The following is a 19,819-nucleotide window of genomic DNA, read 5'->3' as shown; positions in this document are numbered from 1 at the left end:
TCCGGAACCGGAATGGCCCCCTTCATCCACCTGCATGTCCATTCGTGCTACTCGCTTCTGACCTCCACGGTCCGTCTGGAGTCTCTGGTGGCGCGCGCCAAGGCGCTGCACATGCCGGCACTGGCCCTGACCGATCAGGGCAATCTGTTCGCCACCGTGCAATTCTACACGGCCTGTCTCAAGGCCGGCATCAAACCGATCATCGGCGCGCAAGTGTACCTGGTCCCGGATCGCCACGACAAAAGCCAACGCCCGGATCTGGAAACCCGCGATCAACTGATTCTGCTCTGCCGCGATGCCACCGGCTGGCGCAGCCTCACCCGTCTGGTCTCGGCGGGCCATCTCGAGGGGAGCCACGACAAACCCCGCCTCGACCTGGCCCTTCTGCGCCAGCACCGCAATGGTCTGATCGCCCTCTCCGCCGGCCCCAAGGGGGCGGTGGGCCGACTGCTTTCCGCCGGTCAACGGGAACAGGCCAAGGGGGTCGCCCTGGAACTGGCCAGGATCTTTGGCGACTCGGAGAGCGGCGCGCCGGGATTCTATCTGGAGGTGCAACGCCACGGAAATCCGGACGAGGCGTATCTGGTCGAAGAGACGGCGCGCCTGGCGCTGGCCATCGACCTGCCCCTCGTGGCCACCAACGATGTCCACTTCCTCGACCCCTCCGATCACCGCGCCCACGACGCTTTGATGTGCATCGGCGCCGGGTTCACCCTGCTCGACGACAAACGCCCGCGCATCAACGACCGCTACCACTTCACCACCCCCGAAGAGATGGCCACCCTGTTTGCCGATCTGCCCGAGGCGCTGGCCAACACCGTCCAGATCGCCAGGCGGTGCAACTTCCGGCTGCAACTCGGCAAGACCGTGCTGCCGGAGTTTCAGGTTCCCGAAGGACAGGATCTGGCCTCGTGGCTCAAAAGCCAGGCCGAAAAGGGGCTCGAGCGACGCCTGGAACAGTGCGTCACCCCGATCACCGACCCCAAACTGTTGAAAGAAACCTTCCGCCATTACCGGGAACGGCTCGACTATGAACTCGACGTCATCGTGCAGATGGGGTTTCCCGGCTACTTCCTGATCGTCTCCGACTTCATCCGCTGGGCCAAGGAGCACGACATCCCGGTGGGTCCGGGACGCGGCTCCGGAGCGGGTTCGGTGGCGGCCTGGGCCCTCGACATCACCGACCTCGATCCGTTGCGCTATCAACTGCTCTTCGAGCGTTTCCTGAATCCGGAACGGGTCTCCATGCCCGACTTCGACGTGGACTTCTGCATGGATCAGCGCGAAAAGGTGATCCACTACGTGCAGCACAAATACGGCGCGGACCGGGTGGCCCAGATCATCACCTTCGGCACGCTCCAGGCACGCATGGCCCTGCGCGACGTGGGTCGGGTGCTGCAACTCCCCTACGGCCAGGTGGATCGCATCGCCAAACTGATCCCCAACATCCTCGGCATCACCCTGAAAGAGGCCATGGAGCAGGAGGATCGTTTCCTGGTGCTGTTGCAAGAGGAGCCGGAAGTCCAGGAACTGATCGATCTGGCCCTGGCCCTGGAGGGTCTGCCCCGTTCCGCCGGCACCCACGCCGCCGGCGTGGTGATGGCCAACGGCCCCCTGACCGACATGGTGCCGCTGTATCTGGACCCGCGCTCCGACATGCCGGTCACCCAGTTCAACATGGTGGACGTGGAGAAGGTGGGACTGGTCAAGTTCGACTTTCTGGGGCTCAAGACCCTGACCGTGATCGACGACGTGGTGAAACTGGTCAACGCCCAGCGCGCCCGCGACAACCTGCCCCCCATCGACATCGCCGGCATCGACATGACCGATCCGGAGACCTTCCGGCTTCTCCAGGGGGGGCAGACACGGGGGGTGTTCCAGCTCGAATCCTCGGGCATGCGGGATATCCTGAAAAAACTGGCGCCCGACACCTTCGAGGACATCATCGCCCTGGTGGCCCTCTATCGGCCCGGTCCGTTGGGGTCGGGCATGGTGGAGGATTTCATCAACTGCAAACATGGCCGGGTGGAGGTGGTCTATCCCCTGCCGCAACTGGAACCGATCCTCAAAGAGACCTACGGGGTGATCCTCTACCAGGAGCAGGTGATGAAAATCGCCCAGGTTCTGGCCGGCTACACCCTCGGCGGAGCGGACCTGTTGCGCCGCGCCATGGGCAAGAAAAAGCTCTCGGAGATGCTCTCCCAGCGCGACATCTTCGTGCGCGGTTCGCTGGCCAACCAGGTTCCCAAGGAACGGGCCGAATACATCTTCGATCTGATGGAGAAGTTCGCCGGCTACGGGTTCAACAAATCCCACTCCGCGGCCTATGCCCTGATCTCCTACCAGACCGCCTGGCTCAAGGCGCACCATCCGGTCGAGTTCATGGCCGCCACCCTCACCTGCGACATCATCAACACCGACAAACTGGCCGCCTTCATCCGCGAGTGCCGCGCCATGAAGGTGGCGGTCCTGCCTCCGGACGTGAACCACTCCCAGACCATCTTTTCGGTGGAAAACGGCGCGGTGCGTTATGGTCTGGCGGCGATCAAGAACGTCGGCGAAGGGGCCATGGAAGCGATGATCAAGGCGCGGACCGACGGTGGACCGTTCCAGTCGCTGCACGATCTCTGTCAACGCATCGCCGAGGCCGGAGTCAACCGCCGGGTGATGGAAAACCTGATCAAATCCGGAGCCTGTGACGGGCTCGGAGGCCATCGCGCGGCGCTCATGGCCGCCCTTCCCGAAACCCTGGCCCTGGCCTTGAAAAAGAAAACCGATCGCGGCAAGGGGTTCATGGACCTCTTCGGCGACGACGAAGAGCCCCCACCTCTGCCGGAGACCCCGGAATGGGGCTTCGAGGAGCAACTCGCCTTCGAAAAAGAGGCGATCGGCTTCTACATCACCGGCCATCCGGCGCAACGCGACGCCGAGGAGTTGCAGGCCTACGGCATCGATTCGATCGCACGGGTCAAACACAAGGCCCGACTTCGCCTCGACGCCAACCCCAAGGCGCGGGTGGCCGGAGTGATCGTGGAAAAGAAGATCCACCGCACCAAGAAAGGGGATCGCATGGCCTTCATCACCCTGGAGGATCAGGAGGATCAGATCGAGGTCGTGGTCTTCTCCGATGTCCACCAGGAGGCGCGCGAGTTGCTCGAGAGGGAGGGTCTGCTGGTCGTCGAGGGGAACCTGGAACTGGGCGACGAAGAGCCGAAAATCACCGCCGAACGGATCGTGGATCTCAACACCCTGCGCCGGGACTGGTGTCGGGAGATCCTCATCGAGGTCGATGCCCTGACCCTCACGGAGAGCGCCATCGAGCGACTCCGCGAGTGGGTGTCGCGCCATCCGGGAACCACCTGCCGAATCCTTGTCGCCCTGCGCCTGGAGGATTGTATCGGAACCTTCGTTCTTGGCGAGAACTTCAAGATCACGCCCGACGCCAACCTGCTCGAAGGGGTCCGCAAACTGTTCGGCCACGAACGGGTGCATGCCCGCCGCGCGGACTCCTTTTAAAAAGGGAGGTCCACGGTAAGGGCCTTCGGGCTCCACAGGTTCTCAGAAATGCAGGACTCGCCTGTTCATGCCATCAATGTCAATTCATTCCGCGCAACTTTGAGAGGTTTGAAATTTTCTAACCGCAGGTGTCTCCAACCCAATCAAGGAGACACATGAATTCACCTGGCCTTTGCTTCAGCAATCAGGATTGGGGCCTCCTCAGAAAGCCCCTACCGCAATGGTTGACCTCCCCGCTGGCCCAGTAGCAACGGGTCATCACCTCCAGCACCGCTTCGGGCGTTCCGACACGCTCGCATGACAATTCGGTCTTGCAACAACCAGGCGACAACACCTCCTCCAGCACCGCAGGAGATGGCATCATCTCCAAACACTGGAATATCGGCGCCGCCGACTGCACCGGCAGATCCCCACTCAACATCAATTTCTTTCGCCAGCGGTAAAAACTTTTCGCGTTAATTTGCCTGATGGAGGGAGCCCCCCTCACCCCCCTTAGCATGGCGATCCCTTCGGGAGTTCCATGTTAAGCCCGTGCTCTCACAGGCATGCCGAAAACCCTCGGTCTGCCTGTTCGCACGCCACAAGGCGCCCCAACCAAAACGCTTGCCCGTGACGGATCCTGCTCACTCTTTCTTCCATATCGCATCCTCTTGGGAAATATTCAGTGGAGGACGATGGTGCATCATTCAACCAAAATGAGGCGCCCTGGGGTAGAATTGCGGTTACCAATAAGGTGAGGATCGATTTTCTTAGAGGCATTCAAGTAAAACTGGTAAACAAGACTGGGTGAGAAACACCACTGCAAAACAGTTATCGAGGATCGCACGCACGCCACTCTGTCGAGCCAGCAGAACGCGATGTTGCACGCAAAGAGGCTTTTTAAAGCGATTCCATTGCACGCATGCAACATAAACAGATGGTGGATATCGGTAAAAAATCAGACTAATTTACTGATTTTATTGTATTAATTTACTTGTGGCCCACATTCTGCAATATTTAATGTATCTCAAACCGATCCAGGCAACATCCGTTGCCCCATGGTAAACATGGCCTGCGATGAAAGGATTGAATATGAACATGTATGAATATTATGAAAATCAAGAATCAAGCAATCAGATCAACCATCAATCATATACAATGTCACCATTATTGGGTACAAAAAATCGAGATTCGTTTCTATCCAACACCTATTATTTATCTCTGATCAATTGGGAAAATCCGGATGATCCCATTCGCCGTCTGGTGATCCCTTCCGATGAGGAACAGGAGGCATGGGGAAGCGAGGATCCATCCAACGAGGCGGAGTACATGCCGGTATGCGGTCTGCAACACAAATATCCCAGCACGGCTTTGATGCTAATTTCGAACCGATGCGCCAGTATTTGTCGCTACTGTTTTCGCAAGAGAATCTTTCAGAAAAACCATTTGGAAAAAATACTCGATTATGATCAGGTTTTTGCCTATCTTCTCCAGCACGAAGAGGTCAGCAACGTGTTGCTGAGCGGAGGCGACCCCTTGATGCTGCCCACCAGAAAGCTGGATCGCATTTTGACCCGGTTGCGCGCCATCGATCATATCGACTTGATTCGCATCGGCAGCAAAATTCCCGCATTTCTGCCGCAACGTATCCTGAACGATGATACGCTCCTGAGAATGTTGAAGCGGCATTCCACATCAGAAAAGAGAATCTACCTCATTGCGCATTTCACCCATCCCTGTGAATTGACCCCAGAAGCTATGGCATGCCTGGACCGTTTGACGGCCAACCGGGTGGTCATACTGAATCAATGTCCCTTGATACGGGGCGTGAACGATAAACCAGAGACACTGCTACAGCTCTATCGGCAACTGGCTGCAACCGGTGTTCAGCCTTATTATTTGTTTCAGTGCAGACCAGCGCGGGGCAACCGTCATTTCACCGTGCCGTTGGAAACCGGTATGCAAATTTTGAATCAGGTTCAGGCCGAATCCTCCGGTTTGGTGAAAAGAGCGCGATATGTCATGTCCCATGTCACGGGAAAAATCGAAATGGTCGGACTGACCGATACCCATGCAATCCTCAAATATTGGCGTGCGGCCAAACGGGAGGATAGTAACAAAATCATGCTTTTCAAAAGAAACCCGAATGCGTGTTGGTTGGAGGATTACCAATCGTAAGCGAACCGATCCCCCATCCGTGGAACGCCCGAAAGGAAGGTCCATGGATGGGGGTTAGGGGCAATCCACCCCATCAAGCACATTGATATCCGCACAGACCAACCGATGGCATTCATGGTATGGTCCCCGCCCCGCTCCAAAACGGCATCTGTGTGCCACGGCATCGAATGTGCCAAGATTGGAGATGATATCAACCATCAAATAAAGAGCGGGGCAGACATGAGCAAACATCAATGAGCCGGAGAAAGAAATCCAGGTGATTGGAATCGACTTGGCCAAGCAGTCTTTTCAAATGCATGGCGTGCATTCACCGAACGTGCCGATCTGCCGGGTCAGGAGGCCAATCGAGAGGAACGAAAAACGCTTTGCCGGTCCGAAAGAGACCTGGATGCTGTACGGCCTGTGCCATGAGTTTCCGGGTCTTACGTTTCAAGGACGCGGGATGTCCATTTGATCAATCATAACTTTGTTCATCGTCATTGGACGACAGATGAGGTGCCAGCCGTTAAACTGGAGGTTCAGAAGGCCCCACTCACGTTGGAAGCCATCTTGAGGATGAGGAAAGCAGCTTGATCATGGGGTGATCCGATGGGGTTGGTCGGTCAAATTCACGCCATGGTGGCATTTGCCAACAGTCGCAGCCCAGCGCCGACCGGTCGGATGCCATGATGCCGACAAGAAGACTCTTGCGGGCAACGTGGTTTGTGTTAAACTTCCGCGCTTGCAACGCAAGGAGTGCCCGCCTGTACCCGACCACTCCCTCATGGCGGACCCCATTCCGGTCGTGTCAGGATTCTCAAGGAGTCTCAAGGACATGGATTTCAAAAGCCCCGTGCGTCTTTCGGTCGCGCCCTTTCCCATGCGGGCCGATCTTTCCAAGGGCGAACCGCTCTTCCCGGCGGGCCGGATCCCGTGGTTCCTGCACGCCCGCACGCGCTCAGCAGTCCCCATGGGACGCCCCCATGTCATCCCGTCCACCGCGCTTGCCGTCGCCCATGGCGATCCCCTGGCCGAATTTGCCAACAACCAGGCCGGCGCGAACACCTCCCTCAATCCGACGGTCGCCCCATGACCATGGACTCCTCCGGGGTGGGCCGACCGATTTTCTGGGGCCTGGTGCTGGCTGTCGTGGTGTTCATCCTGGATCAGTGGACCAAGGCGATCGCCTCGCGAGAACTGCTGGATGCGAGCATCGTCCTGATACCAGGCTTCTTCGATCTGCTGCTGGTGCACAATGTCGGCGCGGCCTTCGGACTCTTCACCAATCTGCCGGCCTCCTACCGGGTGATCTTTCTGGTCGGCGTGGCGAGCGTGGCGGCGCTCGTGATTCTCTGGATGCTCAAATCGGCCCGCAGCGGCATGCTGGTGTTCGGATTGGGCATGCTGCTGGGCGGAGCGCTCGGCAATCTGGTGGACCGGGTGCGCTTCGGATGGGTGGTGGACTTTTTTTATGTCCACTGGCATGATCTCTCTTTTCCGGTCTTCAATCTGGCTGACTGCGCCATCACGGTGGGCGTGGGGCTGTTGCTCCTCGACCATTGGCTGGCGCCGGACCCTTCCGATCCGTGAGGAAAACGATGAACGACAGCTCTCGGTCTTTTCCGCCCGTCGCACTGGCGGCGCTTTTGATGCTGCTCTCCGGCTGTTCGAGCAACTTCACCATGCCGTGGGAGCAGAACATGCTCGATCCCAGCCGCATCGCCACCCGCGAGCCGTTGGAAATCCCACCAGATCTCAACACCCTGCCCACCAACGACCCCCCCGAGGAACCCGCCGGAAGAGTCGGCGACCGCCGCGCCGGCAAGGATGACTCTGCGCCGGCTTCGGCCCGGTCGATCCTCTTCAAGGGCCAGGAGCCCGCGCGCGAAGCCAAACCCCTGGGACGCGACGAGCAGGAGCGTCTGCCCGGCTGGCTCGGCGATGGGGCCGCACGGAGCAAAAAGTGACAGGCACGCCCGATTCGCCGGATCGCATGCCCGGCCCGCACGGCGCAAGAAGCGACAGTCGGGCCGGTTTCGGATCGCATCTTCTGCCCGCACGGATCCGCGCGGTTGGATTGCTCCTGGGGATATTCGCCCTTCTGGCCCCGCTTCACGCCTCGGCGCTCGACACGCGTGAATTCACCCTGGACAACGGTCTGAAAGGGATCGTGGTGCGAGAGACCAAGGCCCCGGTGGTGATCGTGCAGGTGTGGTATCGGGTCGGATCGGCAGACGAAAAGCCAGGCAAGACCGGACTCTCCCACATGCTCGAACACATGATGTTCCAGGGGACCGAGAGCGTCCCACCCGAGCAGTTCAGCCGGATCATCGCCCGCGAGGGGGGCGAGGACAACGCCTCGACCACCACCGATTACACCATGTACTATGTGAAACTCGCCTCGGATCGGCTCGAATTGGCGCTCAAGCTCGAGGCGGACCGGATGCGCGGCCTGAAACTCTCCGAGGAGGAGTTCAAGTCAGAAAATCTGGTGGTGCGCGAAGAGCGACGCATGCGCACCGACGCGGATCCGAATCAACGCATGCTGGAACGCTACCGGACGATGGTGTTCGGCGACCATCCCTATGGTCGTCCGGTGATCGGCACGATGCAGGATATCGAGGGGTTGACGCTGGCGGATCTCTCGGCCTGGTATCAGACCTACTACGCTCCCAACAACGCCACCCTGGTGGTGGTGGGCGACGTGGATCCCGAAGCCACGGAAAACCTGGTGAGAAAACATTTCACCCCCCTGCCCGCTCAACCGGAAATCCCCAAACCACGCCTGCCGGATCCGCCGCGTCGGGAGACCCCGGCCCGGCTGGAGGTGATCGACAAGGCCGCCAGGCTGCCGGTCTGGATGGCCGCCTACACCGTCCCCTCCCTTGCCATGACACGCGACTCCAACGACGCCATGGCCCTCGACATCCTGGCCACCGTGCTCGGCGGCGGCGGTACCAGCCGTCTGCACAACCGTCTGATCCGTGAAGAGGCCCTGGCGGTCTCCGCTTCATCCTCCTACAACGGCCAGGCCATGAGTTGGGAGCAGTTCTCGCTCTCGGCCATGCCCAAGGCCGGTGCGGATCTCAAGGAGATCGAAAAGGCCGTGTTCGCCGAGGTGGAACGGCTGAAAAAGGAGCCGGTCCCGATCCGCGAGTTGGAAAAAGCCCAGAACGGTCTGATCGCCGAGCGGGTGTTCACCATGGATTCCATCGACCACATCGCCTGGGTGATCGGACGCATGAGCCTGAACGGCCTTGATTGGCGCACCATGTTCGATGACTACCCGGCACGGGTACGCGCCGTCACCAGCGCCGATCTGCAACGGGTGGCCACGCGCCATCTCCAGCCGGAACGGCTCACCGTGGGGATCCTCAAGCCATGAACGCGCATCGATTTCACCCGTGGCTCTGGATCATCCTTCTCTGGCTCGGATGGGTGACCGTGGTCGAAGCCGCCCCGGCGCGGGAACGGGAAAAGGTCCAAACCTGGGTCGCAGAAAACGGCTTGCAGGTGATTCTCATCGAAAATCACGTCAATCCGATGGCCGAAGTGCGTATTCTGGCGCACGGCGGGTCGGTCCATGACCCGGAGGGACGCGAGGGGTTGGCTTCGCTCACCGCCTGGATGTTCAACGAGGGAGGCGGCGAACTCGATTCGAGCGCCTTTCAGGAGCGGTTGCACTACTACGGCATCTCCATGGCCGCAGATGTGGGTTCCGACCCCATCGAAATCCATCTGACCAGTTTGAGCGCGCATCTCGACGAGGCCTTCGCCCGTCTGGGGGATGCGCTGTTGCGTCCCCGATTCGACCGGGCCGATTTCGAACGCGCCTTGCGTGAACGGAGTGCCGAACTGATCAAGAGCGAAGAGGATCCCGCCTATCGCGCCGCGCGTGCGCTCACCCCCATGGTCTACGGCGCCCACCCGTATGCCCGTCCTACCAAGGGGACGCTGGAGAGCGTCAAACGGATCGAACTGGCCGATATCCGCAACCATCACGCCGCCACCTTCCGCGCGCCGGGGATGGTGATGGCCGTGGCCGGCGACATCACCCGCGAACGCCTCGAGGCGTATCTGAACCAGCACCTGGGCAAACTCCCCCGCGAACCAGGCCCTTTCGCCACGCCTCCCAAGGCCAAACCGGTTGAAAAGGGGGCGGAGACCCACATCGAAATGGATCAGCCCCAGACCACGGTACGCATGGGGGTGGTGGCCATCGATCGCGAGGATGCCGATTTTTACGCCCTGACGGTGATGAATCAGATGTTGGGCGGTGGCGGATTAACCAGTCGGCTCAACCAGGTGGTGCGGGAGGAGCGCGGCCTTGCCTATGGAATCTTCTCTGGATTTTCGCCCCTGGCCGGGCGCGGACCGTTCACGATCAGCACCGAAACCAAGACGGAATCGGCGAGGGAGGCGATCGCCCTGATCCGCGCCGAACTCAAGCGCATGATGGACGAGACGATCACGACAGAGGAGTTGCGCGATGTGCAACGCTATCTGACCGGCTCCTTCCCGCTCCATCTGGATGGCCTGGACAAGCTGGCCGAAACCTGGTGTCGCATCGGCTTCTACCAGCGAGGATTGGATTACCTGGACACCTGGCCGGATAAGATCCGCGCCGTCACCCAGGAGGATGTCCAGCGCGTGGCCCGGAGGATCCTGAATCTCGACCGGCTCCAGACCGTGACCGTGGGCAAGACGGTCAAGCCCGTTCCGGACGGCCAAACGAAAGAGACCGCCCAGGACGGCAAGCCGGACTAACTTGCCTGATGGGGGGATCCCCCTCACCCCCCGTACCGTGGAACTCCCTTCGGGAGTTCCACGGTAACCTGACCGCCCCGGACGCCAAGCCGGATTAACCTGGCCACCTCGGATGGCAAGCCGGACTCAAACGTGACCGTCTCGGATGGCAAGCCTAACGTGGCCGTCCCGGACGATGATATTCGGCCAGGAACTGGAGCATCTCCTCCGAGTCGCTGACCAGCAGACGATAGGTCGCCTCGCCACAGTTGCGGCAGATGGTGCCGCTGCGCGCCCAGCGTTTGTACTGGGTACCCATGCTGCCGATGCACTGATCGCTTCCGCAGCGCACCTCGCCACACTTGGCGCAACGGTAGATGTGCATGGGGTGGTTGCCGCACACCGGGCACTCCATGAGTCCCGGCTTGAAAGGTGAGTTGGTCTTGATCAGTAGGTTCTTCATGGTTGATGCGTTCCTGGTTTCGTTCCACGAGCCTTGACGGGTGAACGGACAAGCCGGAATGTGTCAAAAGGATCACATCCGGCTCTTGTTCAACCCGCGTAAGGGAAAAACGTGCCAGATTTTCTCAGCATTCCACGAACGAGGGACGGCCACGCATGGATCACTTGCCGCGCCACTCCTCGACCCACATGGCCGTGGCCCCGGCCACGGCGGCGGGCATGGCCAGCACGTTCACGACCGGCACCAGGGTCAGAAGCAGGGTCGCGGCGCCGAACCCCAGAGAGAGCAATCGCTCCTCGCGCAGCCTGGCCAGAATCTGCTTGTCGTTGAGCTGATGATTGCCCATGGGGAAATCGGCATACTGGAAGGCGTTCATCCAGCTGGTGAAGAACATCCAGATGAACGGCGCCGCCACGTTGACCACCGGCAGCACAAACAGCAGCAGCAGCGGAATCGCCCGAATAATGTAGTAGAGGATCTTCTGGATTTCGCTGTGCACGGTGGGAAAGACGCTCTGCCACAATCCCTGGGGTTGCGGGTGGTGAGCGGTATCGAAGGTGCCGGCCAGGTGGATTTCGACCTGCTGGGCCAAAAGGGCATTAAACGGGGCGCCGATGAGGTTGGCGACGATGCCCAGGCTGGTGAAAAAAAGAATGCCGACCGAACCAAACAGCAGAGGTACCAGGATCCACTCCATCCACTGCAACCAGCTCGGCAGAAAAGCGTTCAACCAGGCGGACCAGGCCAGGATGTGACCCAGGGCAAACCAACTGCCCGAGACGAACAGCAGGGTGCTGACCAGCAGCGGCGCCAGCACGAAACGTCGCAAAGTCGGCGTGGTCAGGAGTTTCAATCCGGTCAGAAGATAGCCGATCCCCCGGATGAATGCGGGTGGTTTCATGGTGATGAAGCTCCTTTGTAAGCGGCATGGGATGTGAAGCGGGCGACCCCTTTTTGATTTCCGTTAATATACTTGAAACCAACCCGACTTACAATCGTTCCGATGATCAACCTGGTTGCCCGCCTTTCCACCGGCGAATCTCCGGAGAAAAATGACCGGTCAACCCGACAAGATGGGGGAAGCCCCTCACCCCCCGTACCATGAACCTCCCTTCGGGAGTTCCATGGGAATTTGCATGATGGGGGGAGAGCCCCTCACCCCCCCGTACCATGGACCTCCCTTCAGGAGTTCCATGGTAAAGTTTGTTTAATGATTCAAAGTTTGGTAAATCGGTCTGTTCCTTGCTGGACCGATGGTGGTGAGACAAAAATCGACAAAAAATCGACGCCTGTCGTACCGATTTTTTGGGGTTTGCTTGTCTTTCAATGGAGATGTTCCAATTCGGGAGATGCCTTACATGACGGTTGGAAAAGCGTCGCACTGTTGGAGTTGCGGGTCCATGCTGCCGGCCAACGGCTTTGGCCGTTCGGATGTCTGTCCCAGTTGTTCAAAGGATGCGCGGGTCTGCCTGAACTGTCGTTTCCACGATCCGGGAAGCTACAACGAGTGCCGGGAGACCGTGGCCGAACGGGTGGTGGACAAAGAGAAAAACAACTTCTGCGAGGATTTCATGCCCAAGGGAGCGTTGCCACGCAACGAAAGCGGACGTTCCTCTTCCGGTCGCGGCGCCAATGGCGGCGGCAGTTCCCACGACAACAGCAGAAATCGCACCCAGTCCAACACGACCACCACCCGCGGACAAGCCAACAACAGTGCGGCCTGGGCAGCGGCGGAAGCGTTGTTCAAGAAGGGTTGATCCGCTCGCGAACGCTTGGTCGTCGGACCAAGATCTCTCGTTCATCAACAACCGTGGTCCATCCGGTCGCCGGGTCTGGAACCATGCGTGGTTGCCAAGAGGTATGACATGCCGGTCAGGGAGAGCATGGAGCGCGGGCGCGTCCCGGTGAAAATCTTCACCGACGAGGTGGATGATCTGTCGCGCCGTCAACTGGCCAACGTCGCCAATCTGCCCTTTGTGTTCCATCATGTGGCAGCCATGCCGGATGTACATGCCGGCATGGGGGCCACCATCGGTTCGGTGATCCCGACCGTGGGGGCGTTGATCCCCGCAGCGGTGGGCGTGGACATCGGTTGCGGCATGTGCGCGGTCCCCCTCGATCTCACCTCGGCGGCACTGGGCGACAACGGCGAACGGCTGCGCGCGGCCCTCGAAAAAGCCATTCCCCATGGTCGCACCGATAACGGCGGCCCGAACGATCGCGGCGCCTGGTCACGGGTGCCCGAGGCGATCGAAACCTGGTGGACGCACGGCGCCATCCAGCGTCAACTGGGCGACCTCCTGGCACGCCATCCCAAGCTGCTCACCTCCCGCACCAACACGGTCCGCCATCTGGGAACGCTCGGCACCGGCAACCACTTCGTGGAGCTGCGCACCGATTCGCAAAACCGGGTCTGGATCCTGATCCACTCCGGTTCGCGCGGCATCGGCAATCGCATCGGCACCTACTTCATCCAGCGCGCCAAGGATACCGCCGGCCACGAACTCAAAACCCTGCCCGATCCAGATCTGGCTTTCTTCAAGGAGGGATCCGCCGATTTTGCCGACTATGTGCGCGCTGCGGAATGGGCCCAGGGATTCGCCAAGGCCAATCGCGCCTTCATGCTCGGGGCAGTGATCGCGTCTCTGGGAGAGGCGCTCAACCGTCCGATCCGGATGGTCGAAACCCCGATCGACTGTCACCACAACTATGTGGTCAAGGAACGCCATTTCGGCACCGAAGTGTGGATCACCCGCAAGGGGGCGATCCGGGCGCGCCGTGGCGACATGGGCGTCCTGCCGGGATCGATGGGCACCCCCTCGTACATCGTGCGCGGCAAGGGCAACGAGGTCGCGTTCCACTCCTCGGCCCACGGCGCAGGACGACGCATGGGACGCAACGAGGCGATGCGCCGCTTCACGGTGGCGGATCTGGCCCAGCAAACCCAGGGGATCGCCTGTCCGAAAGACCGTTCGGTGCTGGACGAAATTCCCGGCGCCTACAAGGCGATCGACGCGGTGATGCGCCATCAGGAGGATCTGGCCGAGGCGGTGCATGAACTTCTGCCTGCCGTCTGCGTCAAGGGGTGATGGACAACTCCGGCGCATCCGCTTATCAGGGGGATCCCGCTCTGGGACTGACGCGCTATCGGGTCGGCGGCTGCGTGCGGGATGGTCTGCTGGGAGTGCCGTGCAAGGAGCGCGACTGGGTGGTGGTCGGCGCGACCCCCGAGATGATGCGTGCGCGTGGATTCCGACAGGTAGGCCAATCGTTTCCGGTCTTCTTGCATCCTCTGAGCGGCGAAGAGCATGCCCTGGCCCGCACCGAACGCAAGGCCGGACGCGGACATACCGGATTCGCGGTCGATTTCGCGCCGGAGATCACCCTGGAGGTGGATCTGGCGCGTCGTGATCTGACCATCAACGCCATGGCGCTCGATGACGCGAATCGCCTGATCGATCCGCATGGCGGGCTCGCGGATCTCAAGGCACGGCGTTTGCGACATGTTTCGGCGGCCTTTGGCGAGGATCCCCTGCGGGTGTTGCGGGTGGCGCGCTTTCGGGCCACCCTGGACCGTTTCGGCTTTGGCATCGAACCGGATACCCTGGCGGTGATGTCCGATCTGGTCGCCTCCGGGGAGCTGCATGCCTTGAGCGCCGAGCGGGTCTGGCGCGAAACCGAAAAGGCCCTGTCCAGCGACGCGCCGGTAGCCTATTTCCAGGTTCTGGATGCAAGTGGCGCGCTGGCGGAACTGTTTCCCGAGTTGGCCGCGCTCAAGGGCAAACGCCACTCCCCGGTGCATCATCCCGAGGGAGACGCCTTCGAACACACCTTGTGGGTGCTGGAACGGGCCACGCGCCTGACTTCGGATGCGACGATCCGCTTTGCCGCGCTCTGTCACGATCTGGGCAAGGGGTTGACGCCCGAGGCGGAACTGCCGCGCCACATCGCCCATGAAAAACGCGGCGTGACGGTGGTGGAGGGGCTGCGGACACGCCTGCGCATCCCCAAGGCGTTCGGCTCCCTGGCGCGGCTGGTAGCGGGGGAACACATGCGCTGCCATCGGGTTGCCGAGATGCGACCCGGCAAGGTGGTGGATCTGTTGGAACGGCTGGATGCCTTGCGCCGTCCCGAACAGCTCGACAAGGTGCTGCTCGCCTGTGCTGCGGACTCCCGCGAGAGTCCAACCCTGGTCCACCATCCCGCCGGCGAGCTGCTTCGAGCCGCGTCGCGGGCCTGCCAGGAGATCGATGCCGGAGTTCTGGCGGCGAACGGAAAACAGGGCAAACAGCTCGGCGAGGCGTTGCGCCAGGAACGAATCCGCGCGGTCAAACGGATCCTCATCCAGGCGCGACACGAACAATCAACACATGGCGCATGAAAACACATGGAACTGTTTCATTCAATCATTCTCGGGATCGTGCAGGGCCTCACCGAGTTCCTGCCGATCAGCTCCTCGGCCCATCTGATCCTGGTGCCCAAACTGCTGGGGTGGGAGGATCAAGGGTTGATGTTCGACATCGCCGCCAACACCGGCAGCCTGGTGGCGGTGTTGGCCTATTTCTGGCGCGATGTGGTGCGTTTGACCGTGGGGTTCGTGCGTACCTTGCGACCGGGTGGATTCACCGACAATCCGGATGGCCTGCTGGCCTGGGCGGTGGGTTGGGCGACGATCCCGATCGGTCTGGCCGGCTTGACCTTCAAGCACCACATCGAAACCCTGGCGCGCAATCCGGCGGTGATCGGCACCACGACGCTCTTCTTCGGCGTCCTGCTGTGGGTGGCGGATCGGCGCGGACGTCGATTGCGGGGGATCGAGAGCCTGACCTGGAAGGATGCGGCGCTGATCGGCGTGGCACAGATGTTCGCCCTGATTCCCGGCACCTCGCGATCCGGGGTCACCATGACCGCGGCACTCTTCATGGGCTTCACCCGCGAGTCGGCAGCCCGTTTCTCGTTTCTGATGGCCATCCCGGTGGGAGTTCTGGCGGCGATCCTGGAGTTCCGGGATCTGCTCCACATGTCCCCGACCCTCTCCGAATGGCTGTTCATGGGCATGGGACTGGTGGTCTCCGGGATCTCGGCGTTCGCGGTGATCCATTGGCTGATGTCCTGGCTGCGCCACCAGAGCCTGGTGCCGTTCGCCATCTATCGGATCGTGCTCGGTCTGGTGATCTTTCTGGTCATCTTGTGATCCACCTCCCTTCAAAAACCATGGTGCCGATGAACACCCTCGAATCACTCCATGACCCGGATCCGGCACGCTTCGCCAGCGCCTACATCGGCTATCTGTGCACGGTGTTGCAACGTATCGATCCCCAACGGATCGCCGGCTTCATCGCCACCCTGCTCGATGCGCGGGAGCGCGGGGCGACGATCTTCTTCATGGGCAACGGCGGAAGCGCGGCCACGGCCAGCCATTTCGCCAACGACCTGGCCATCGGCACCCGCGCGCATCACAAACCCTTCCGCGCCCTGGCCATCACCGACAACCTCTCGGTTTTGACCGCGATCGCCAACGATTACGGCTACGAAGGGGTGTTCGAACGGCAGTTGCGGGTCTTGGGTCGGTCTGGGGATGTGGTGGTGGGGATTTCGGCCTCCGGGAACTCGCCGAATCTGCTCCGGGCGTTCGAGGCGGCCAGGGAGATGGGAATCAAGAGCGTGGCGCTCACCGCCTTCGATGGCGGGGCGATGCGCGCCATGGCCGACGAGGGGATTCACGTCCCCACGGATCCCAAGGAGTACGGCCCGGCGGAGGATGCCCACATGGTGCTCGACCATCTGGTCGGGGCCTATCTGATGCAGCTGGTCAAACGCGGGGGATGAGAGGAGCCGGACCGCTCACGCGCACCGCTCCGATTCGCTCCCCGTGGCGGGTCAATCCATCGTGATCCCGGCGCCGCTCAACAGGTTCTTGCCCACCTGGTGATCCTCGGGAATCAGGCGCTCCTTCTCCCCGCACTGCACCTGATACTGATCGTTCGGCATCTGCCAGGCCCCGAGGATGGAGAATTTGGCGTCGTAGAGGATGAACACCAGAAAATTCCAGCCACCCTGGTGGGCCTTGGAGACATAGAGCTTCTCCGCACCGGGCCCCCGCCGGGCGCAGCGCACGATGTAACGCTGCTTGTTGTAGATGAAATCCACGTCGCTCGGGGCTGGAACCACCCGATCCTGCATGTGCAGGGAGTAGCGTTCGTCCGACATGCCCACCAGCAACGCCGCATCACGGGCCGCGATCACGGACGCTTGCAGCGGCAGGAGACCATAGCGCTCCTCCCACTCCAGGGCCAGAGAGACCAGATCGTCACGGGTACGCCGCCGCTGTTCGTCGGAAGGGATCGCGCCGGCAATCGACGTTCCACCCGCCATGGCGCCCGGGGACACCTCCTCGACCTCCACCTCGACGACCGGTTCCTCGGGCTTGGCCGTCTCGGGAGGGGCCCATTTCGCGCGCGGTCGCAGCTTCCAGGCCATGAAGCCCACCAGCATCATCACGACCCAGATGATCAGGAAGTTCCGGAACTCCTTGAAACGCCGCACGGCGCCGTCCATCTGCGCCTGTTCCTCGATGGCGCGCCCCTGGGCGGCGGCCTCGGCGTTCACGGTCCCCATCGGCACCGCGCCAGCCGGCAACGTGACATCCGCCACGGCCTCGCCGATCAGAAGCGTCTCGACAACTCGAGGAACGAATCCCTCCGCTCGCATGGGGGCCAACGACACCAGCACCCATGCGATCATCACCCATCCGGTCCATCTCCACCTGTAACGGATCCCGCTACTCATCCCCCTCCTCCAGGATCTTTTTCCCCTCCTGCTCGTAACGTTTCTTGTGTCCGGGCCAGTAGGCCCAGGCGATGATCGCTACGAACAGCACGAAGAACCAAACCAATGCGAACTGCCGCGTGAACGAAACCAAGGTATCGAAATCCATCTCACCCTCCCTGAACCGAGGCAGACACCTGAATCCGACGCGCCAGACGATACTCCCCGCCCGTGCCGCTCACGCGCACCCTCAACTCCCAGACTCCGGACAGAGGCACCATCAACCCCGTCTTGTAGCGACCCGGAGCGATCTCTTTCATGACGAAATCCCGATCATACCCCTGTTGCACCGGACGCACCAGAGTTCCTTCGACGTTTGCCCCCACCAGAGGAGATCCCTGCCTGTCCAGGACCGTCAGAAGCAAGGGGGCTTCGGAACCGACCTTGAGGGCCCCGTCGTCAAGGGTGACGCGCCAACCCATGGCATCCTGTTCCTGTTGAGCCTTGAGCACCTGGTTGTAGGCCAACCCCTTGTCATAGGCCTTGTCGGTCACCACTCCGGTCCAGGAGTCCAGGCTCAAGCGGACGAAAATAGCGTTGACCACGAACACCACCGTAAAGAACAATACAATGGCCGTCGGCCATGGCTCAAGCCGAAATCCTCGCTTCCTCGTTCCATCCTCAGTCGTTGTTTCCATCACGGCCTCATGAACACGCTCTTGTAGGTTGACGAACCGCCAGACGGAGACTGGGCGTCCAGAGTGAAGTGGAAATCCATGCTCCCCGACTCCACGCTGGCACAGGCCTGCCGCACATAGGCCGAGAAGGTGGTCACCGATCCGGGGGTCACCGACAGCAGGGGACGCCCCTCGGCATCCCGCGCATTCACCGCGCCCACCACCAGGTTCGCGCCGGGCAGACCTCTGATCCCCAGGGCATAGGTTTGGGCGGTGGTGGTCATGTTGAGCACGCGCACGGTGAAGTTGTTCTGGATGCTGCCATCGGACTGGGTGATGTAGAGCGGCTGCCGATGGCCGATGGCCGTGAACTCCACGACATCGTGACGCTCCATGTAGACCACGATACCACCTAGGAAGATGGACAACAACAACGCATAGACAATGGTGCGACCACGGATCCAGCGGGTTTTGCCCTCGCGCATCTCGCGCAGGGAGGTATAGCGGATCAGACGCTGCGGCATGCCGGTTTTCAGTTTCACCTCGTCGCAGGCATCGATGCAGGCCCCACAGGTGATGCACTCGTACTGCTGACCGTTGCGGATGTCGATGCCGGTCGGACAGACGGTGACGCAGGAGTTGCAATCGATGCAGGATCCGACCGCATCACCCAGCTCGGTGCGCTTGCGGCGGTTGGATTCGCGGGGTTCGCCGTACTCCGGATGATAGGCGACGATCAGGGTATCCTCGTCGAACATCACCCCCTGAAAACGGGCGTAGGGACACATGTAGATGCAGGCCTGTTCGCGGGCGAAGCCAGCCATCACGTAGGTAGTGACGGTGAGGAAGCCGAGGGTGAACCAGGCCGGAGAGGGAGCCGAGCCATCCAGGAACTGCTTGAGCAGGGTCGGCGCGTCCGCGAAGTAGAGCACGAACGACAACCCGGTCAACAGGCTGACCAACACCCAGACACCGTGTTTGGCAACCTTGATTTTCAGCTTCTGCAGGCTCCACGGCGCGCGATCGAGATTCATGCGGGCATTGCGATTCCCTTCGAAAAATTTCTCGATCAACAGGAACAGATCGGTCCAGATGGTCTGCTGGCACATGTAGCCGCAGAAGACCCGCCCCGCCAGCGCGGTGATGAAGAACAGCCCGATCGCCGCGGCGATCAACAAAAAGGCTAGAAGAATGATATCCTGAGGCCAGATCATCCAATCAAAGATATAAAACTTCCGACCCGGCAAATCGAACAGGATCGCTTGATTCGGCAACCCTCCGGGACGCTCCCAACGCAGCCAGGGGAGCAGAAAAAAGAAGCTCAACTCCCCAGCAAAGAGCCACAGCCGGAAAGTACGGAAGAATCCGGACTGATAGCGCGGATAAATTTTTTTCCATTCCGCATACAACGAGGTCGTTTCCATGGTCTAAATCACACACCTTCTTGACATTGATCAATTTTGCGTTTTTTTCGAATATTTCATTGCACACACTTGGAAATGTATATATAACG

The 19,819-nt window shown here is 60.7% G+C and carries 18 protein-coding genes; 12 read left to right on the top strand and 6 right to left on the bottom strand.

Annotated elements, in window-relative coordinates:
* The first annotated feature begins 12 nt into the window (after positions 1-12).
* The 7 genes from dnaE (at position 13) to ACOY6C_RS04935 (ending at position 10,419) form a co-directional block, all read left to right on the top strand.
* Positions 13-3,516, top strand: coding sequence for a DNA polymerase III subunit alpha (gene dnaE / locus ACOY6C_RS04965; protein WP_420904391.1), 3,504 nt, complete (start codon positions 13-15; stop codon positions 3,514-3,516).
* Between the two features lie 1,077 nt (positions 3,517-4,593).
* Positions 4,594-5,673, top strand: coding sequence for a KamA family radical SAM protein (locus tag ACOY6C_RS04960; RefSeq protein WP_420904390.1), 1,080 nt, complete (start codon positions 4,594-4,596; stop codon positions 5,671-5,673).
* A gap of 814 nt (positions 5,674-6,487) precedes the next feature.
* A complete protein-coding gene (locus tag ACOY6C_RS04955; protein ID WP_420904389.1) occupies positions 6,488-6,745 on the top strand; it encodes a hypothetical protein in 258 nt (85 codons plus the stop codon).
* Positions 6,742-7,242: a signal peptidase II gene (gene lspA / locus ACOY6C_RS04950; protein WP_420904388.1), complete on the top strand. Its 501-nt coding sequence runs from the start codon at positions 6,742-6,744 to the stop codon at positions 7,240-7,242. Before ACOY6C_RS04955 ends, lspA begins: the two co-directional genes overlap by 4 nt.
* Positions 7,243-7,250: 8 nt before the next feature.
* Positions 7,251-7,619 carry a hypothetical protein gene (locus tag ACOY6C_RS04945; RefSeq protein WP_420904387.1) on the top strand — a complete coding sequence of 123 codons (369 nt, stop codon included), beginning with the start codon at positions 7,251-7,253 and terminating at the stop codon, positions 7,617-7,619.
* Entirely contained in the window at positions 7,616-9,037 is a 1,422-nt protein-coding gene (locus ACOY6C_RS04940; protein ID WP_420904386.1) for a M16 family metallopeptidase, read from the top strand. The genes ACOY6C_RS04945 and ACOY6C_RS04940 overlap by 4 nt, the downstream gene beginning before the upstream one ends.
* Entirely contained in the window at positions 9,034-10,419 is a 1,386-nt protein-coding gene (locus ACOY6C_RS04935) for a M16 family metallopeptidase (RefSeq protein ID WP_420904385.1), read from the top strand. The genes ACOY6C_RS04940 and ACOY6C_RS04935 overlap by 4 nt, the downstream gene beginning before the upstream one ends.
* 154 nt (positions 10,420-10,573) lie before the next feature.
* Here ACOY6C_RS04935 and ACOY6C_RS04930 read toward each other — a convergent pair whose 3' ends face one another.
* Both ACOY6C_RS04930 and cysZ read right to left on the bottom strand, forming a co-directional pair.
* Positions 10,574-10,861 carry a hypothetical protein gene (locus ACOY6C_RS04930; protein ID WP_420904384.1) on the bottom strand — a complete coding sequence of 96 codons (288 nt, stop codon included), beginning with the start codon at positions 10,859-10,861 and terminating at the stop codon, positions 10,574-10,576.
* Between the two features lie 160 nt (positions 10,862-11,021).
* Positions 11,022-11,762 carry a sulfate transporter CysZ gene (gene cysZ / locus ACOY6C_RS04925; RefSeq protein WP_420904383.1) on the bottom strand — a complete coding sequence of 247 codons (741 nt, stop codon included), beginning with the start codon at positions 11,760-11,762 and terminating at the stop codon, positions 11,022-11,024.
* 499 nt (positions 11,763-12,261) lie between these two features.
* Here cysZ and ACOY6C_RS04920 point away from each other — a divergent pair, with 499 nt between their 5' ends.
* From ACOY6C_RS04920 to ACOY6C_RS04900, 5 genes are all read left to right on the top strand, one after another.
* Positions 12,262-12,618 carry a hypothetical protein gene (locus ACOY6C_RS04920; RefSeq protein ID WP_420904382.1) on the top strand — a complete coding sequence of 119 codons (357 nt, stop codon included), beginning with the start codon at positions 12,262-12,264 and terminating at the stop codon, positions 12,616-12,618.
* A 108-nt stretch (positions 12,619-12,726) separates the two neighbouring features.
* Entirely contained in the window at positions 12,727-13,950 is a 1,224-nt protein-coding gene (locus tag ACOY6C_RS04915; protein ID WP_420904381.1) for an RtcB family protein, read from the top strand.
* Positions 13,950-15,242, top strand: a complete 1,293-nt coding sequence (locus ACOY6C_RS04910; protein ID WP_420904380.1) for a multifunctional CCA addition/repair protein — start codon at positions 13,950-13,952, stop codon at positions 15,240-15,242. Before ACOY6C_RS04915 ends, ACOY6C_RS04910 begins: the two co-directional genes overlap by 1 nt.
* A 6-nt stretch (positions 15,243-15,248) precedes the next feature.
* Positions 15,249-16,055, top strand: a complete 807-nt coding sequence (locus ACOY6C_RS04905; RefSeq protein WP_420904379.1) for an undecaprenyl-diphosphate phosphatase — start codon at positions 15,249-15,251, stop codon at positions 16,053-16,055.
* 29 nt (positions 16,056-16,084) lie between these two features.
* On the top strand, positions 16,085-16,690 hold the full coding sequence (locus ACOY6C_RS04900; RefSeq protein WP_420904378.1) for a D-sedoheptulose-7-phosphate isomerase: 606 nt from the start codon (positions 16,085-16,087) through the stop codon (positions 16,688-16,690).
* A gap of 51 nt (positions 16,691-16,741) precedes the next feature.
* On the opposite strand, the gene ACOY6C_RS04895 is transcribed toward ACOY6C_RS04900, so the two are convergent.
* Genes ACOY6C_RS04895 through ccoG form a run of 4 tightly spaced genes read right to left on the bottom strand, consistent with a single transcriptional unit; the run spans position 16,742 to position 19,730 of the window.
* Complete coding sequence (locus tag ACOY6C_RS04895) at positions 16,742-17,608, bottom strand: hypothetical protein (RefSeq protein WP_420904377.1); 867 nt, start codon at positions 17,606-17,608, stop codon at positions 16,742-16,744.
* 34 nt (positions 17,609-17,642) lie between these two features.
* Positions 17,643-17,798 (bottom strand): cbb3-type cytochrome oxidase subunit 3, encoded by a 156-nt coding sequence (locus tag ACOY6C_RS04890; RefSeq protein WP_420904376.1) that lies wholly within the window; start codon positions 17,796-17,798, stop codon positions 17,643-17,645.
* Between the two features lies 1 nt (position 17,799).
* Positions 17,800-18,327 carry a FixH family protein gene (locus tag ACOY6C_RS04885; protein ID WP_420904375.1) on the bottom strand — a complete coding sequence of 176 codons (528 nt, stop codon included), beginning with the start codon at positions 18,325-18,327 and terminating at the stop codon, positions 17,800-17,802.
* Positions 18,327-19,730 (bottom strand): cytochrome c oxidase accessory protein CcoG, encoded by a 1,404-nt coding sequence (gene ccoG, locus ACOY6C_RS04880; protein ID WP_420904374.1) that lies wholly within the window; start codon positions 19,728-19,730, stop codon positions 18,327-18,329. Before ccoG ends, ACOY6C_RS04885 begins: the two co-directional genes overlap by 1 nt.
* Positions 19,731-19,819 lie beyond the last annotated feature (89 nt).

It is taken from the genome of Candidatus Magnetaquiglobus chichijimensis (assembly GCF_045865675.1).
In the GTDB taxonomy this organism is placed as follows: Bacteria; Pseudomonadota; Magnetococcia; order Magnetococcales; family Magnetaquicoccaceae; genus Magnetaquiglobus; species Magnetaquiglobus chichijimensis.
The sequence above is the reverse complement of the archived record's forward strand: the minus strand, read 5'-3'. Positions and strand labels throughout refer to the sequence as shown.

What these genes read in the sequence shown, in the direction of transcription:
- ACOY6C_RS04930 (WP_420904384.1), bottom strand. Translation starts at nt 10,861, where the DNA reads ATGAAGAACCTACTGATCAAGACCAACTCACCTTTCAAGCCGGGACTC.
- cysZ (WP_420904383.1), bottom strand. Translation starts at nt 11,762, where the DNA reads ATGAAACCACCCGCATTCATCCGGGGGATCGGCTATCTTCTGACCGGA.
- ACOY6C_RS04905 (WP_420904379.1), top strand. Translation starts at nt 15,249, where the DNA reads ATGGAACTGTTTCATTCAATCATTCTCGGGATCGTGCAGGGCCTCACC.
- ACOY6C_RS04920 (WP_420904382.1), top strand. Translation starts at nt 12,262, where the DNA reads ATGCTGCCGGCCAACGGCTTTGGCCGTTCGGATGTCTGTCCCAGTTGT.
- ACOY6C_RS04955 (WP_420904389.1), top strand. Translation starts at nt 6,488, where the DNA reads ATGGATTTCAAAAGCCCCGTGCGTCTTTCGGTCGCGCCCTTTCCCATG.
- dnaE (WP_420904391.1), top strand. Translation starts at nt 13, where the DNA reads ATGGCCCCCTTCATCCACCTGCATGTCCATTCGTGCTACTCGCTTCTG.
- ACOY6C_RS04945 (WP_420904387.1), top strand. Translation starts at nt 7,251, where the DNA reads ATGAACGACAGCTCTCGGTCTTTTCCGCCCGTCGCACTGGCGGCGCTT.
- ACOY6C_RS04960 (WP_420904390.1), top strand. Translation starts at nt 4,594, where the DNA reads ATGTATGAATATTATGAAAATCAAGAATCAAGCAATCAGATCAACCAT.
- lspA (WP_420904388.1), top strand. Translation starts at nt 6,742, where the DNA reads ATGACCATGGACTCCTCCGGGGTGGGCCGACCGATTTTCTGGGGCCTG.
- ACOY6C_RS04900 (WP_420904378.1), top strand. Translation starts at nt 16,085, where the DNA reads ATGAACACCCTCGAATCACTCCATGACCCGGATCCGGCACGCTTCGCC.
- ccoG (WP_420904374.1), bottom strand. Translation starts at nt 19,730, where the DNA reads ATGGAAACGACCTCGTTGTATGCGGAATGGAAAAAAATTTATCCGCGC.
- ACOY6C_RS04890 (WP_420904376.1), bottom strand. Translation starts at nt 17,798, where the DNA reads ATGGATTTCGATACCTTGGTTTCGTTCACGCGGCAGTTCGCATTGGTT.
- ACOY6C_RS04935 (WP_420904385.1), top strand. Translation starts at nt 9,034, where the DNA reads ATGAACGCGCATCGATTTCACCCGTGGCTCTGGATCATCCTTCTCTGG.
- ACOY6C_RS04910 (WP_420904380.1), top strand. Translation starts at nt 13,950, where the DNA reads ATGGACAACTCCGGCGCATCCGCTTATCAGGGGGATCCCGCTCTGGGA.
- ACOY6C_RS04885 (WP_420904375.1), bottom strand. Translation starts at nt 18,327, where the DNA reads ATGGAAACAACGACTGAGGATGGAACGAGGAAGCGAGGATTTCGGCTT.
- ACOY6C_RS04915 (WP_420904381.1), top strand. Translation starts at nt 12,727, where the DNA reads ATGCCGGTCAGGGAGAGCATGGAGCGCGGGCGCGTCCCGGTGAAAATC.